General features: G+C 36.5%; 16 protein-coding genes. All 16 read left to right on the top strand.

All coding sequences use genetic code 11. The features are described from left to right. The first annotated feature begins 56 nt into the window (after positions 1-56). The 16 genes from B7714_RS09145 (at position 57) to cpsA (ending at position 15,336) form a co-directional block, all read left to right on the top strand. Complete coding sequence (locus B7714_RS09145) at positions 57-410, top strand: TIGR04197 family type VII secretion effector (RefSeq protein ID WP_084860305.1); 354 nt, start codon at positions 57-59, stop codon at positions 408-410. A gap of 2 nt (positions 411-412) precedes the next feature. Continuing rightward, the gene (locus tag B7714_RS09140; protein ID WP_084860304.1) at positions 413-775 is read left to right on the top strand and encodes a coiled-coil domain-containing protein; all 363 of its coding nucleotides are present in this window, start codon (positions 413-415) and stop codon (positions 773-775) included. Beyond that, positions 765-2,327 carry a T7SS effector LXG polymorphic toxin gene (locus tag B7714_RS09135; RefSeq protein WP_084860303.1) on the top strand — a complete coding sequence of 521 codons (1,563 nt, stop codon included), beginning with the start codon at positions 765-767 and terminating at the stop codon, positions 2,325-2,327. The genes B7714_RS09140 and B7714_RS09135 overlap by 11 nt, the downstream gene beginning before the upstream one ends. A 1-nt stretch (position 2,328) precedes the next feature. Continuing rightward, positions 2,329-2,994, top strand: a complete 666-nt coding sequence (locus tag B7714_RS09130; protein WP_084860302.1) for a lantibiotic ABC transporter permease — start codon at positions 2,329-2,331, stop codon at positions 2,992-2,994. 1 nt (position 2,995) lies between these two features. Beyond that, complete coding sequence (locus tag B7714_RS09125) at positions 2,996-3,445, top strand: hypothetical protein (RefSeq protein WP_084860301.1); 450 nt, start codon at positions 2,996-2,998, stop codon at positions 3,443-3,445. Then, the gene (locus tag B7714_RS09120) at positions 3,435-3,899 is read left to right on the top strand and encodes a DUF5085 family protein (RefSeq protein WP_084860300.1); all 465 of its coding nucleotides are present in this window, start codon (positions 3,435-3,437) and stop codon (positions 3,897-3,899) included. Before B7714_RS09125 ends, B7714_RS09120 begins: the two co-directional genes overlap by 11 nt. A gap of 52 nt (positions 3,900-3,951) precedes the next feature. Next, entirely contained in the window at positions 3,952-4,101 is a 150-nt protein-coding gene (locus B7714_RS09870; RefSeq protein ID WP_158085970.1) for a hypothetical protein, read from the top strand. Continuing rightward, on the top strand, positions 4,091-5,596 hold the full coding sequence (locus B7714_RS09115; RefSeq protein ID WP_084860299.1) for a T7SS effector LXG polymorphic toxin: 1,506 nt from the start codon (positions 4,091-4,093) through the stop codon (positions 5,594-5,596). The genes B7714_RS09870 and B7714_RS09115 overlap by 11 nt, the downstream gene beginning before the upstream one ends. Further along, positions 5,590-6,246, top strand: coding sequence for a DUF443 domain-containing protein (locus B7714_RS09110; protein ID WP_000248558.1), 657 nt, complete (start codon positions 5,590-5,592; stop codon positions 6,244-6,246). Before B7714_RS09115 ends, B7714_RS09110 begins: the two co-directional genes overlap by 7 nt. 33 nt (positions 6,247-6,279) lie before the next feature. Beyond that, positions 6,280-6,936, top strand: a complete 657-nt coding sequence (locus B7714_RS09105; RefSeq protein WP_084860298.1) for a DUF443 domain-containing protein — start codon at positions 6,280-6,282, stop codon at positions 6,934-6,936. 163 nt (positions 6,937-7,099) lie between these two features. Then, positions 7,100-7,396, top strand: a complete 297-nt coding sequence (locus B7714_RS09100) for a DUF4176 domain-containing protein (RefSeq protein ID WP_084860297.1) — start codon at positions 7,100-7,102, stop codon at positions 7,394-7,396. Between the two features lie 398 nt (positions 7,397-7,794). Next, entirely contained in the window at positions 7,795-8,760 is a 966-nt protein-coding gene (locus tag B7714_RS09095) for a hypothetical protein (protein ID WP_084860296.1), read from the top strand. 62 nt (positions 8,761-8,822) lie between these two features. Beyond that, complete coding sequence (locus tag B7714_RS09090) at positions 8,823-9,335, top strand: GNAT family N-acetyltransferase (protein ID WP_084860295.1); 513 nt, start codon at positions 8,823-8,825, stop codon at positions 9,333-9,335. A gap of 287 nt (positions 9,336-9,622) precedes the next feature. After that, positions 9,623-11,590, top strand: coding sequence for a peptide ABC transporter substrate-binding protein (locus tag B7714_RS09085; protein ID WP_084860294.1), 1,968 nt, complete (start codon positions 9,623-9,625; stop codon positions 11,588-11,590). Between the two features lie 147 nt (positions 11,591-11,737). Continuing rightward, positions 11,738-13,699: a peptide ABC transporter substrate-binding protein gene (locus tag B7714_RS09080; protein ID WP_084860293.1), complete on the top strand. Its 1,962-nt coding sequence runs from the start codon at positions 11,738-11,740 to the stop codon at positions 13,697-13,699. Positions 13,700-13,890: 191 nt separating this feature from the next. After that, positions 13,891-15,336, top strand: a complete 1,446-nt coding sequence (gene cpsA, locus B7714_RS09075) for an LCP family glycopolymer transferase CpsA (RefSeq protein WP_084860292.1) — start codon at positions 13,891-13,893, stop codon at positions 15,334-15,336. Position 15,337 lies beyond the last annotated feature (1 nt).

Here is a 15,337-nt window from a genome sequence, read left to right as displayed (position 1 = left end):
AACCCGGTCTTTTGACGATTTGATAGTAGAAAGGATAATTGAAAAGGTTATTGAACATGGGACAAGTAAAAAGTGAAAAAGGTAAGGCAAGTACTATTGCAACTGGAATTGTATCAGCAAGCAATAGCATTACAACTGCCGGTACAGTTACTAGAGATAAGACAAGCTCTTATACCGCTAATACGGTAGGAAGAAGATTGATCATAAATGAGGCATCTATTGCTAAAAATATTCAATCGAAAATAAGTGAATTCGTAAAACTAATTCATGGTGTCGCAAATGAATTTGAAGTAGTAGATGAGAATATGAGTACAATGTGGCAGAATAATCCAAATAATGGGACAACCAGTCTACCTTCTCCATACTCAAATCCGTCATTTGTTCCTCAAAATAATTTATTTAAGGAGTGAGGATGGAGAAAAGAAAATTAGAAGATATTCAATGTAGTGTTCAACAGATTCAAACAAATTTATCTAAGCTAGAAGAAGAAAGAAATCAGTTTCTTTCCGTTGCGACGGAGATTATAGATCTTTGCCAATCGAACTTCATCCCATATAGAGAATTAGGCTATTATCCGTTATCAGTTAAAGATGAGATGGATCGTCTTGAAAATATAGAAAAGTTAAAAAGGAATGAACAGCTACTTGATGATTTTATCACCGAGAGGAAAGAAGAATTAAAAAAAGCAATGAGTAAACTAGAGGGCGAAAAAGAGGAACTTCTTTTCCAACAACGCCGCCTTGAATCGCAAAAGGAGGAGAAGAATGGGGATTAAAGTAGACATAGGTTCAGCAGATTCGCAGGGTAGCACAGCGAATACGGTATTAAGTAGCCGTGTGACTTATTATAACGATGTCATTACTGCCTTTAATAAATTGATTACAGAGGAAGAATTGAAAGGGAAAGCCTATGATAGCGCTAAATCCTATGCGGAAAATATAATGGTTCCCCTACTTAGAGGAGTTATTCTATTTTCAGAGAGTGTAGGAGGAAAAGCGAGTGAACTACCGACTCTTTACCGTTCACAAGTCGGTGAAGAAAGTCTAGATGAGGAGACACTTCAAAAGCAAATTGAAGCAGAAAATACAACTATTTCGACTCAAGAAGCTATTTTAAACAGTTTATCTGATTTAAAGAATATCGATTCTACTTATAAAAGTAATGTTCAAGAAATTATCTCAAATGCAACGAGTAAGCGAGACGAGTTACAAAAGAAATTAGAAAAGTTACAGTCGTTTGCGAGCTCAACTAGTGGTCAGTTTTCGGATTCAGAAAGCCTACAGAGCTTAGTTTTTCAAGGTTTCGAACAAGTCACAGGTGACTTTGGAAAGTTTGATGGAACTTTTAAAATAGAGGGACAAGCTCCTTGGGCAAAGAATATTAATAATGAGTGGACGAAGCGTTCTGAAGTAATTCAAAATTATCAAAATGTTTTAGATAAAATAGAAAATAAAACCGAATTAGATGAGAATGATATAACAGCGATTGCAGAGTATGGGAAACGGTATCCAACAGAATTGGCAAAACCAGAACTATTAAGGTTAATTAATGACTCTCCATATAGTAAAGTTAGCGAAACATATAATAAAGCTAAAACTGTTTTTGATGTTGCTAATGTTATGTATTTGGGTTCTCGAATTTCAAAAGATAATAAAGGGAATTTAATATTTCATCATGGTACAACACCTGCTGGGCAAAAACTAGATAAATTGTTAGGCTATGATAAATTTTACAGTCGTAATAGTATAAACCGAGGCCACAATTACAGTAAGATTACTACAAATAAGGGAACAAATATTCGAGGTCAGTACGAGGATATGATGCAACCTTTCCGTCCTAATATCATTAAGGCTGGGAAAGACGGTGCACTTTCCTCAGCAACAGCTGGTTTGTCAAACATATTCTCAATACATCCTACTGAAGGAATTAAGTTATCGGATAGCTTTAAGAATATGGGCAAATTGGGTAAAGGCATGGCGATTGCAAATGTGGCATTTTCTGTTGCGGATATTGTAGACGGAATGGGAGAAACACATGATATTGCTGTTAGTAAAAATATGACAGTTGGAAGCGGAAAATATATAACTACTCAATTTGGAGGTGTTACAATTGACACTCTGAAGAATGTAGGAATAGGGACATTGGCTACTGTTGGTGGAGTTGCTGCAGCCACAATTTTTCTTCCTGCTACAGCATCAGTTCTGGCGGTAGGTACTATAACAACAGTTGTAGGAGGAGGTATTAGCTGGGGTTTAAATGAACTAGATAAACATACTGGATTTTCTAAAGGTTTGAAAAAATGGTGGGCAGGAATTGTAGGAGGATAAGATGAAAGAAAAGTATGTTGAGTTTTTGAATATGGCAGTTGTGGATACTAGTCCTATAAAGCGTTTTGATTATGTAAGGGCTTTTGCAATGGAGGTCGCTTTTACTTTACTAATATTTATAGTATCTATTTTTATAAAAGATGAGATGCATGATGTGAGTATGATAATCTTTTACATTACTATTTATCATGCAGTAGCTTTATTGTCAATGTTCTTGCTATTTCAAAAATTTTCCAAATCAAAATTCTTACAATTGCTTCCAGCTAGTTCTATTTTGATTTCTCATGTTGAGTTTCTCTTCTGGGGATCTATATTTTTGGGGAAGAATTACTGGTCTATCTTCATGGTATTGATTGGTCTGAGTCTTATTTTTCAACTACTCAGCTTTGTTTATCAGTTATTAATTGTTCCTAAAGCTAAGAAATTACCGCATGGTGAGTATAGGAAGAATCTCTTATTTCTTCCTTCTGTTATTTGCCTATTGATTTCAGCAATTGTAGTAATTATAGCACGTTTATTTATGTTGCCAGGAATATATATAGTTACTCCCCTTGTTGCAGCGAGTATAGCCTGTCTTCCCTACTATTGGCTCGAGTATGCACGAGTATTTACTGGCTGGAAAAAGAAAAGCACCAATAACTTTATTTATAGAGGAGAAATAAAATAAAATGAAATTAATTAGAATAGATATCAGCAATATTGCTTATGCAGAGAAAAAAGTTTCCATGGATTCTTTTCTAGATTTGATTGAAGGTTGTGAAAAATTATTATTTGAAACAGGGGTCTATAAAAATGGTCCGACGACGATTGAAACTTGTTTGAGCACTTTTGGAAAGCCAGGAGAAGCCTTGTTTAAGGTCTATATTCCGACAAACATTCCAATTGAAGGAAATGATGAATTTCAATATCTAGAACATTTTACTATTAAGCAGTGTGTCTCTGATGTAACTCCATTTGATGAACATTTCCTTCCAAAAATTGAAGAAATGAAGCAGTATATTCAAGATGAGGGGTTGGAAATGCAAGGAGATACCGTTTTTCTGTCTATTTTGCCAATATTTGGACAGCACTTTGTTGAAATTAATATCCCAATTAAGGAGATTTCAGATGCTATTTAAAAACGTGGGAGAATACCAAGATATACAATATAGAAATGTTATCTCAAGGTATTACACAGTATCTCCAGAAGAGATGCCGGACACTTATAACGCTTTTTTAGATGAAGTAAGAAAAGCAGGATATACGCTTCTAGGACCTTTCTTTTATACGATTAATTCCAAGTTAGAAGAAAATCAAGATGTGTTGATGGAACTGTTTATCCCAGTAGAAGAAGAGTATATTGAAGGTGCTTTGCCAGAAGACTTTTTGTATCACAGTCTGTTTCAAGTTTTAAATACTGTTTCAACTAGAATTTTAGAACCAGATGATGAGTCAGTGACAGAGGGAATAAGCTTCTTGGCGGGTTATATCTATTATCAGGGACATTGTGAGTTGACTCCTCCCTTCTTTTTTACCACAACAATTGATGAGAAATTCTATACAGATATAAAAGTAGGAGTATTGAAGGAGTAAGTCGAATTCCATCTGATAATTTACTGCTTCCAAAAGTTATATTTGTTTATAAATGAGGAATGAACAGCTACTTGATGATTTTATCACCGAGAGGAAAGAAGAATTAAAAAAAGCAATGAGTAAACTAGAGGGCGAAAAAGAGGAACTTCTTTTCCAACAACGCCGTCTTGAATCGCAGAAGGAGGGGAAAAATGGGTATTAAAGTAGACATAGGATCAGCAGACTCGCAGGGTAGCACAGCGAATACGGTATTAAGTAGCCGTGTGAATTATTATAACGCTGTCATTACTGCCTTTAATAAATTGATTTCAGAGGAAGAATTGAAAGGGAAAGCTTATGATAGTGCTAAGTCCTATGCGGAAAATATAATGGTTCCCCTAGTGAGAGGAGTTATCCTCTTTTCAGAGAGTCTGGGAGGAAAAGCGAGTGAACTACCGACTCTTTACCATTCACAAGTCGGTGAAGAAAGTCTAGATGAGGAGACACTTCAAAAGCAAATTGAAGCGGAAAATACAACTATTTCAACTCAAGAAGCTATTTTGAACAGTTTATCTGATTTAAAGAACATCGATTCTACTTATAAAAGTAATGTTCAAGAAATTATCTCAAATGCAACGAGTAAGAGAGATGAGTTACAAAAGAAATTAGAAAAATTGCAGTCGTTTGCGAGCTCGACTAGTGGCCAGTTTTCGGATTCAGAAAGCCTACAGAGCTTAGTATTTCAAGGTTTCGAACAAGTCACAGGTGACTTTGGAAAGTTTGATGGAACTTTTAAAATTGAGGGACAAGCTCCTTGGGCAAAGAATATTAATAATGAGTGGACGAAGCGTTCTGAGGTAGTTCAAAATTATCAAAATGTTGTAGATAAAATTAAAAATGAAACCGAATTAGATGCGAATGATATAACAGCGATTGCAGAGTATGGAAAACGGTATCCAGGTAAAGAGTTGCCAGAGAATGTTAAAGATGCTGTACGAAAATATGTCGAGAGTAAAGTTAATGGTGATATTACTAGTAACGATTTAGGTGAGTTGCTTGATCTTATCCGAGATACATCTCTGGAAGAACTTGCTAAAGAAACGATTTCTAAGTTAAGTTCAACGAATCCTAAACTATCAGAGTACTTTAAGTATTTTACTACTACTGATAAGTTTGGTAATATAAACATTACCTACTCTGCAGATAGTAAAGGATATACGGATGCTTTATTCAAAGCAAATGCTGCGAATCTACTTAAGAAATTCACGATTTCAGAAATTAATATCCCTATACCAGGAACCAACTCATCTTTTGGCATTTCAGGGATCAGTTCGGTATTTATGGGGTTGGACTTTTTGAATAATCTACAAAATGAGAATGCCGGACGTGCCTTTACCCACACTGCAGCAACGACTGCAATGACAGCATTAGGAGTGGCTAGTTTACAAGCTGGGGCGATTGCAGCGGCTACAGCAATTGGTACAGAGTCTGCCATGGCTTTTGCTGCATCTATAGCGCTCGGAACAACTCCTATAGGATGGGCTATTGCGGGAACTGTAGCAGTAGGATTTGTAGCTAGCATAGCATATAAGCATAACTTTTTGGGGATTAAGACCATAGCAAACGAGATGGGTGACAATCTTAATAAAAGTATATCAGATGTTGGCAAAGCATTTGATTCCGGTATTAAATCAATTCAGAAAGTGTTTGGGTGGTAAATGTGAAAATTAATTTTAGAGGATTAGATGTTGCTTATTTTGATGTGTTAGAGATGGGAGAGAAAAAGTACGTTCTTGATTCCAACTCCACAACACCAAAGAGTTATTATTGGGGACTTTCCCCTGAAACTCTTGAAGTTGATTTGATAGAACTCGATAGTCAGAATAAAAATTTTGATAAAAAAATTAAGATGGGTCCTTCAGGAATGCGTATGGTATCTATTGGTTTTAGCCTTCTTTTGTATAGAGTAGTAACATCAATTTTTAGATATTATGATATTAGTCATAATCTATATTTAAAAGTATCTTTATTTCCTATATCTATTTTGGTAGCTTATATTGTCTATCAAAGTATTTTAATCAAATCAAGGAAGGAAATTTCAAGTCGTTTATCGCAGGAAAAGAAGAGGTTTAAAATAATCTTTCAGAATAATAAGAAAAAAAGACAATTCCATGCCTATCTATTTCTCATTTTACATACAATTGCTTTCTCTATTTATATGGGAGAAGATGATGGAACAGAAGCTGCAATTCTAGTGTTGAATGGTTTGTTGGCCTATCTATTTATTTGGATTGAATCTGGCGTTATTCCATTGACTTATGCTTATCAAAAGAAATACCTAGAATTTAAAGAAGTGAAAAAGGTATAATGTAACTTATAATAAAATTCAGAAAGTATTTGAGTGGTAAATGTGGAATTAAAATTTAAATATTCAAATATAGCAGTTTTTAGAATCGTTGAGTTTAAGAATAAAAGTTATATCTTAGATCCTACTACAATAAAAGGTAAGTCCTATTTCTTCGGTTCACTTCCTAAAGAGGTTTCTGCTGAGATGGTCGAACTATCTCCATCCAATGATAGTTTTAGAATAAAATCGAAGACACCAATAGGTGCATCTACTGCTCTAGTGATCATGATTCAGCCACTTGTGGGCTTCTCTCATAGGCTGATGAAAGATGCCTTTATTAGCTGGGGAATCAACCAGCAAATTTTAATGAAAATAGTGATATTTGCTTTCTCTGTATTTTTGTCTTATCTTATGGCTGTCTTTTATGAAAAAAGTGCGGTAGGAAAGTTTGAATCAAGAATTCCCCAAAATAGTAAGCGCTGTCGACTTGTTTTTGAACCCAAAGGTAAACGAATGATTGATTGGTGGTATATTACTCTTGGAATTAATACTGTTTGTTTAGCCTTTTTTATAGGACTTAATAGTGGTTATGAAAGTGCTATACTGGTTATAAATGGCATAATTTCGTGGTGGTTTTTTGTAATACTGAGAATGCCACAAATCCCAGAGTATTATAAGACACTAACATTAACTGAAATTGAAGAGCTATAAATACAGAATGCCGAGAAGTTAGAAATGACATTGATTCAGGTATTAAATCAATTCAGAAAGTGTTTGGGTGGTGAATGATTCATTTAAAGTTCAAGACTGCTAATATGATGGCGTATAGTATTGTAGAATTAAAGAAATTATAAATTGAAAGGAAAACAAGAAAATGTCTATTTTGCCAATTGGAACAATTGTTTATTTAAAAGAGGGGAGTCAAAAACTAATGATTCTCAATCGTGGGGTTACCATAGAACAGAATGGTGAAAATGTTTTGTTTGACTATTCTGCTGCTTTTTATCCAATGGGACTAAACCCAGAACAGTTGTTTTACTTCAATCGTGATGATGTAGATAAAGTGGTTTATAAAGGCTATAGTGATGAAGAAGAAGAACGGTTCGCCGAAATTTATCAACGTTGGCTTGATGAAAATGCAACAACAATTAAAAGGGGTGTAACAAAATAAAGCCTATCTGTAAAGATTATTGGAAAATATCACAATACTTTAAATAGAAATCAAAAATGAGGAGCTACTTTGACATTAAAGAAACTCCTCGTTTTTTTAGTTATTTTCCCATCATACATCTAAGTCTGTGTGGCTATAAGCCAAAATTTATGATACCAAAATATAGCTTTGTTTCTATAGGAAAGGGCTGTTTTGATATTGTAGTATAATAAACAAAGACATTTTTTACTTTTCTCTTCTTATTACGGTATCTCTCATATGGTATAATGAGACAAGGGTTGCTCCTCGTTTCAGACGAGTTTATGGATTTCAAGATAAGTTAGCAGGTGAGACGAGTATTTCTGTCAGTCTCCTATACACCTGTTAACAACTGTCCAAAATCAAAAGGAGATTGTAGATTGGTTTTATTAGTATTAGGGATTTTGGTTTTGCTCATTCTAATCTTGAAAAGGAAACAGAAAACTGCTAAAAAATCTGGAGGAAACGCTAAGAAAAGAAATTGGCTATTAATAGGTTGCTTATCCATAGTGATCCCAATGGTAATCTTCACAGTGTTCAGTCCGATTTTTTCTCTAATGGATATGTGGGGGCTGTTTGCCCATGCAAGTCGAACTGAGATTGAGCAAGCTGTGCATCGTTCTTATCAAAATTACGGTCTTACAGGACAGTTTGAGTTAGAAAAATACGAGAAAAACTATACAAGTGTGGGAGGATTTATAATCCATGGTACCTATAGTGAAAATATAGCTGGAAAAACCTATCAGGTTAAAACTCGATTTAAATACTATACTCGCTTTTCGAAAAGTGAAACATATGGAAAGATAGATGCAGAGGTTGATTACAAAAATGGTAAAAAAATTTATGATGTTTTCCCAGAATTAGCCTATTTAGGGATTGAGGTTAGTCCAGGCACCAGCGAATTTTTAAAAAGCTTGGACAGTTCAATCAAAGATCCTAAACTGCCTGATTTGAAGTATCAAGGTATTGGTTTTGAATTTAATAACCAATCTGATAATATCTATCTTTATAATGAAGTATTAGAGGAAAATCAAAGCAAGGGCCAAGCTCTGCAAGGGATGTATCCAATGGATGCTCAATATCTTTTCCAAAAAGAGATTTTTATACCAACATTTGAATTTCAGTATTTCGTTCCAAAAGAAAAAAGAGATCTCTTGTATGATGACTATCTTAAAGAGCTTGAAGCGCTCATGAAAGAATTTTTTGCCAACCAACCCCTACCACGCGGTCTTTATGCTGTAAAAATTGCTAAGTATAAAGAGGATAAACTTGTCAATGATAGTGGTGTATACTATGTGAAGATTGAAAATCGTCAAGTTGTAAAGTTGTTGCAAAAATTAGAGTAGGAGTTGCTAGGGCTAGGTCAGTCTCACAATATTTTTACTAAGAAGAGAAGGGAAGTTTTGTAATGATCAGTTTAGAGCTATTGTCTGAAGCAAATAGTCTAGATGTTTATTTTTTTGAAAAAGAAAATCGGGAGTATTTTGAGCGAAATTTACCTCCTAGACCAGCTAACTATTTTGATCCAGAAGGTTTTAAAGAAATCACAAGGGAATTGTTAACGGAACAAAGGAATCGTGCTGTCTATATGCATCTTATTAGAGATTCGCAAGGGGTTATGGTCGGGAGAATCAATTTAAATGTCTTAGAGGGTAATCGAAAAACAGCAGAGCTTGGGTATAGGATTGGGGAAAATGTTAGTAACTTAGGCTATGCTAGCGAAGCGGTTAAACTCGTTTTAGACAAGGCCTTCACAACTTATGGTTTCAATAGAATCATTGCAGGAACGGCAAGAGATAATCTAGCCTCTCAGAGGGTGCTTTTAAAAAATGGCTTCACCTTTAGTAGGATGATAGAAAATGACTTATACATTCATAATGAGTGGGTTCATACAGCAGTATTTGAGATAAGGAGACCATAATATCATCAATTCCAGTCTATTGAAAAGGTTAATGGAGTCCTAATCTTTCCAGACATTCAAGAATATTTTCTTGGATGTTTTTTTGTTCAGAATCTCCGGGTATGTCTGTTAAAATTTGATTTTCCCAGTGGCTAATCGTCCACTTTTTTTGCTTTTTGGTAAAAATCATGTAGAAAAAGCCTTTAAAAAGCATTTGTTAGAATTTTCTAAAAAATCTGGCGAAAGTTCTTGCTTTTATGAAAAAATAGGGTATAATGGTGAAAACACTATCTTTAAGGAGATTACTTATGAAATCGAAAAAGTGGCTCTTAGGAGCAGGTGCTGTTTTGAGTGCGGCCCTACTGTTAACTGCTTGTGGGCAAAGTGAAAAGAAGGCGGATGCTCCCAAGACATTCTCTTATGTCTACGCTATGGATCCATCTTCTTTGGACTATAGTGTGACGAGCAAGAGCTCAACCTCTGACGTTATAGCAAACGTTGTTGATGGTCTTTTGGAAAATGATAAGTATGGGAACTTAATTCCATCACTTGCAGAAGACTGGTCTGTTTCAAAGGATGGTTTGACTTACACCTACAAACTTCGTAAGGGTGTAAAATGGTATACTTCTGATGGTGAAGAATACGCTGAAGTTAAGGCCAAAGACTTTGTTACTGGGCTTAAACATGCTGCTGATGGGAAATCAGATGGCCTTTCTTTGATTCAGGATTCTATCAAAGGTTTGGCAGAGTATGTTAGTGGTGAGAGCAATGATTTCTCTACCGTAGGAGTTAAAGCTGTTGATGATTACACGATAGAATACACGCTCAACAAACCAGAGAGTTTCTGGAACTCTAAGGTCACAACTGCAACCATGCTTCCAGTTAATGAAGAATTTTTGAATTCTAAAGGGAGCGACTACGGTGCACCAACCCCATCAGGTATCCTATATAATGGTCCTTATTTCTTGAAATCATTGACTTCAAAATCAGTCATTGAATATGAAAAGAATCCAAACTACTGGGATAAGGACAATGTTAAGATTGACAATATTAAACTAACTTTCTACGATGGATCAGACCAAGAATCTTTGATTCGTAGCTTTACACAAGGTGCTTATACAACAGCCCGTCTCTTCCCAACAAGCTCAAACTTTGAGTCGACTAAACAAGAGTACGGCGATAAGATTGTTTACAGTCCACAAGAAGCGACAAGCTACTACCTCACTGTTAACGTAAACCGCCAATCTTACAATAAAACAGCCAAAACAGACGAGGCTCAAAAAACATCAACGAAAGAAGCTCTTCTTAACAAGAACTTCCGTCAGGCGCTGAACTTTGCCCTTGACCGTCACTCTTATACTGCTCAGTTGAATGGTGAAGAAGGCGCGAACAAGATTATCCGTAACAGCCTAGTGCCTCATGACTACGTTCAAGTAGGTGAAAAGACCTTTGGAGAGTTGGCACAGGCAGAGCTCGTTTCATATGGAGACCAGTGGAAAGGTGTAGCCCTTACAGATGGCAAGGATACGATTTACAGTCCTGAAAAAGCTAAGGCAGCCTTTGCTAAAGCCAAAGAAGAATTGCAAGCCAAGGGGGTTACCTTCCCAATCCATTTGGATATCCCGGTTGAACAAACAGATGTAATCGCGGTTCAACAAACCAACTCACTCAAGCAGTCAATCGAATCATCACTTGGTACAGAGAATGTCATTGTCGATGTCCTTCAAATGACAGATAATGAAAAAATTAGCATTACGTCTCAAGCCAAGGTGCCATCTCAAAAAGACTATGACTTGAACGGAACTGGTTGGGGACCAGACTATCAAGACCCAGCTACCTACTTAAACATTCTTGATGCTAAGAAGGGTTCTGCCCTTAAACACTTGGGGATCAATCGCGGAAAAGATCCAGAAGTGATGGCTCAAGTTGGACTGGACGAATACAAGAAACTCCTGGATGATGCTGCAGCTGAAACCAGCGACCTTAATAAGCGTTATGAAAAATACGCTAAAGCTCAAGCTTGGGTGTCAGACAGCTCGCTCTTAATCCCAGTTGCTTCTTCAGGTGGTTCTCCAACGGTTAGCCGTACTGTACCATTCACAAAAGCTTACTCTCAAGTCGGGATCAAGGGAGACCCATTTGTGTTCAAAGGTTTGGAGTTACAAAATGATGTTGTGACTGCAAAAGAATATGAAGAAGCCTTCAAGAAATGGCAACAAGAAAAAATCGAGACAAATGCCAAATACCAAAAAGAACTTGAAAAACACGTCAAGTAATCTATAAACAGAAAAGGAAGTTGCAGGAAACTGTGCTTTCTTTTTTGTTTTGAGACACCAGTTGACATAAAAGCAGTAACTTTACATTTTTGAATAAATTTGATAAAATATGGTTATGTTATAAAAAGTGACATAAAGGAGTGAATGATGATCAAAATGAAAAAAAGACTAATCGGGACAGGTCTTGTCTTAGCGACAGGGATTTTGCTCTCTGCATGTGGACAGTCCAACACAGATACTAACACTTATTCATCAACATTTAGTGCGAATCCGACAACTTTTAACTACCTTCTAGATTATTATGCAGATAACACTGCCGTTATTACCAATCTCGTAGATGGTTTGCTAGAAAATGACAGCTATGGGAACCTCGTGCCTGCTCTTGCGGAGGATTGGTCTGTTTCAGCAGATGGTTTGACCTATACCTACAAGCTTAGAAAAGATGCCAAGTGGTATACGGCTGATGGTGAGGAATATGCTTCAGTCAAAGCTCAGGATTTTGTCACTGGAATCAAATATGCCGCTGACAACAAGGGTCAAGCCATGGATCTCATCCAAAACTCTATCAAGGGATTGAATGACTATGTGACGGGTGTGACCAATGACTTTTCAACTGTTGGTGTCAAAGCCTTGGATGACTATACGGTTGAGTACACTTTGACACGACCAGAACCTTATTGGAACTCTAAGACAACCAATAGTATTCTTTTCCCAGTAAACGAAGAGTTTTTGAAATCAAAGGATAAAGATTTTGGTACCTTGACACCAGACAGTATCCTTTATAATGGTCCCTATCTGTTAAAAGATTTTACATCAAAATCTTCGATCGAATATGTAAAGAATCCACACTATTATGACCATGACAAAGTAACCATTGAAAAAGTTAAGTTAGCCTATTTCGATGGGTCAGATCAGGAGATGACCATTCGAAACTTTGAAAGTGGTGCTTACTCGATTGCAGGAGTCTATCCAAATAGTTCAAACTATGCTAAGACAAAAGAAAAATACCAAGACAATATCGTATATAGCTTACAAGACAAGACATCTTGGTACTTTAACTTTAACGTCAACCGCAAAACCTATAATCATACCGCTAAAACAACGGACGAACAAAAGAAATCAGCTCAAACAGCTATCTTAAATAAAAATTTCCGTCAGGCTATCAACTTTGGTATTGATCGAACAGCTTACTCTGCTCAATCTAACGGTGAAGAAGCAGCGAGCAAAACCCTTCGTAATACTCTGGTTCCCCCAACATTTGTTCAGGTGGGAGATAAGACCTTTGGAGAAGTAACAGCTTCTAAGCTTGTGAACTACGGAACTGAGTGGTCAGGTATCAATTTGGCAGACGCTCAAGATGCATACTTTAACAAGGAAAAGGCCCAAGCAAAATTTGCGGAAGCTAAAAAGGAATTGGAAGCTCAAGGCGTGACTTTCCCAATCCATTTGGATGTCCCTGTTGATCAGACAAATAAAAATGCGGTTTCTGGTATGAACTCGGTTAAACAAACCCTTGAAACAGTACTAGGTTCTGACAATATCGTCATTGATGTTCAACAGCTTTCTACAGATGACTTTGGAAATGTTGCCTTCCTAGCACCAAACCCAGCAGCTCGTGATTACGACCTAAACTTTGATGGTTGGGTTGGTGATTACCAGGATCCATCAACTTATCTAGACCCCTTCAATGCTGAAACTGGCTTCTATCTCAAGATTTTTGGTCTTGATGCCAAGGAAGACCAAGAGCTCATTAAGAGTTTGGGGCTCGATACCTATACACAACTCCTGAAAGAAGCAGATGCTGAGAATAAAGATGTCGCTAAGCGTTATGAAAAATACGCTGAAGCTCAAGCTTGGATGATTGACAATTCTCTAGTCATGTCTGCTATGTCAAATGGTGGGACAGCCTCTGTAACTAAAGTTACTCCGTTTACACGTGCCTACTCCCTAGTGGGAATCAAGGGTGACGGAAATAATTATAAGTACATGAGATTGCAAAAAGACCCTGTTACCAAGAAACAATTTGACGAAGCCAAGGCTAAGTGGGAAGAAGAAAGTAAAAAAGCTATCGAAAAGAGCCAAAAAGAGTTTGAAAACCACGTGAAATAAGATTACAGACAAGGTTGCCTCCGAGCGCCTTGTCTTTTTGTGTAGAATGGCATTCGGAACTTTGCCCATATTTTATAGCAGCTTAAGAGAATAAAAGCGAATGAAAATGCTGAAAATAGCAAGGATAGATGGAATTTCCATCATAATTGTGATATAATATTTATAACTATTAACGTGTATAGGGGATTATCATGAGTAGACGTTCAAAGAGAACTCGTTTAGGGAATGTGAAACGAAATATTAATATAGTTTTATCAACCATTTATTTATTATTGAGTGGTTTTTTGTTGTTCTTAATTTTCAAACATAATATCCTAGCTTTTCGATACCTCAATATTCTTACTGCGGTTCTTATTTTTATTTCTGCTGTACTTGCAATCCTTCTGATAGTGTATAAGAAAGCTGAGAAGTTTACGGCTTTCTTTTTGACACTTGCTATCGTAGTTAGCTCGGTTTCTCTCTATGCTTTGCAACAGTTTGTCGGTTTTACAAATCATATCAATGCGACCTCAAACTACTCAGAGTATTCGATGAGTGTGGTCGTTTTAAAAGACAGTGAAATCAACAATGTTACTCAGTTGGATAGTGTAACAGGTCCGACTGAAACAGATAATGATAATATCCAAAAGTTGGTGGCGGATATTAAGACGACACAGAGTAAAGACTTGACAGTTGAACAGAGTGCTTCTTATCTAGCAGCTTATAAGAGTCTGCTTTCTGGCGAAGCTAAAGCAATTGTCTTAAATAGTGTTTTTGAAAATATCATCGAAGCAGAGTATCCAGATTATGCTTCAAAAATCAAAAAAATCTATACAAAAAAACTAACTAAGGATGTTGCGGCACCAAAGGTATCGAAGAATAAAGCTTTCAATATTTATGTGAGCGGTATTGATACCTATGGACCGATTAGTTCCGTTTCGCGTTCAGATGTGAATATTCTAATGACTGTGAACCGAGATACCAAGAAAATTCTTCTCACTACAACTCCTCGAGATTCCTATGTTCCGATTGCGGATGGGGGAAATAATCAAAAGGATAAATTGACTCACGCTGGGATTTATGGAGTGGACTCATCAATTCATACTTTGGAAAATCTCTATGGAGTGGATATTAACTACTATGTTCGCTTGAACTTCACTTCTTTCTTGAAATTGATTGACCTTCTAGGTGGTGTTGATGTCTATAATGATCAGGAGTTTACAGCACATACTAACGGGAAGTATTATCCTGTTGGGAATGTCCATCTAGACTCTGAGCAGGCTCTTGGTTTTGTTCGTGAGCGCTACTCTCTAGCAGATGGAGATCGAGATCGTGGTCGGAACCAACAAAAGGTTATTATAGCTATTATTCAGAAGTTGACGTCAACTGAGGCTTTAAAAAACTACGATAACATCATCAAGGGATTGCAAGATTCTCTTCAGACCAATATGCCTTTGGAAACCATGATGGATCTGGTTAATACTCAATTGGAGAGTGGCGGGAACTACAAAGTCAACTCTCAAGATTTGAAGGGAACTGGACGCACGGATCTTCCTTCATACGCTATGCCAGATAGTAACCTCTACATGATGGAAATTGACGATAGCAGTTTAGCTGCTGCTAAAGCTGCTATCAAAGATGTGATGGAGGGCAAGTAGT

It is taken from the genome of Streptococcus oralis subsp. oralis, from assembly GCF_002096595.1.
GTDB classification, from domain to species: Bacteria; Bacillota; Bacilli; order Lactobacillales; family Streptococcaceae; genus Streptococcus; species Streptococcus oralis_D.
The sequence above is the reverse complement of the archived record's forward strand: the minus strand, read 5'-3'. Positions and strand labels throughout refer to the sequence as shown.

Coding starts and splice junctions, on each gene's coding strand:
- B7714_RS09145 (WP_084860305.1), top strand. CDS start 57: ATGGGACAAGTAAAAAGTGAAAAAGGTAAGGCAAGTACTATTGCAACT.
- B7714_RS09140 (WP_084860304.1), top strand. CDS start 413: ATGGAGAAAAGAAAATTAGAAGATATTCAATGTAGTGTTCAACAGATT.
- B7714_RS09135 (WP_084860303.1), top strand. CDS start 765: ATGGGGATTAAAGTAGACATAGGTTCAGCAGATTCGCAGGGTAGCACA.
- B7714_RS09130 (WP_084860302.1), top strand. CDS start 2,329: ATGAAAGAAAAGTATGTTGAGTTTTTGAATATGGCAGTTGTGGATACT.
- B7714_RS09125 (WP_084860301.1), top strand. CDS start 2,996: ATGAAATTAATTAGAATAGATATCAGCAATATTGCTTATGCAGAGAAA.
- B7714_RS09120 (WP_084860300.1), top strand. CDS start 3,435: ATGCTATTTAAAAACGTGGGAGAATACCAAGATATACAATATAGAAAT.
- B7714_RS09870 (WP_158085970.1), top strand. CDS start 3,952: ATGAGGAATGAACAGCTACTTGATGATTTTATCACCGAGAGGAAAGAA.
- B7714_RS09115 (WP_084860299.1), top strand. CDS start 4,091: ATGGGTATTAAAGTAGACATAGGATCAGCAGACTCGCAGGGTAGCACA.
- B7714_RS09100 (WP_084860297.1), top strand. CDS start 7,100: ATGTCTATTTTGCCAATTGGAACAATTGTTTATTTAAAAGAGGGGAGT.
- B7714_RS09090 (WP_084860295.1), top strand. CDS start 8,823: ATGATCAGTTTAGAGCTATTGTCTGAAGCAAATAGTCTAGATGTTTAT.
- B7714_RS09085 (WP_084860294.1), top strand. CDS start 9,623: ATGAAATCGAAAAAGTGGCTCTTAGGAGCAGGTGCTGTTTTGAGTGCG.
- B7714_RS09080 (WP_084860293.1), top strand. CDS start 11,738: ATGATCAAAATGAAAAAAAGACTAATCGGGACAGGTCTTGTCTTAGCG.
- cpsA (WP_084860292.1), top strand. CDS start 13,891: ATGAGTAGACGTTCAAAGAGAACTCGTTTAGGGAATGTGAAACGAAAT.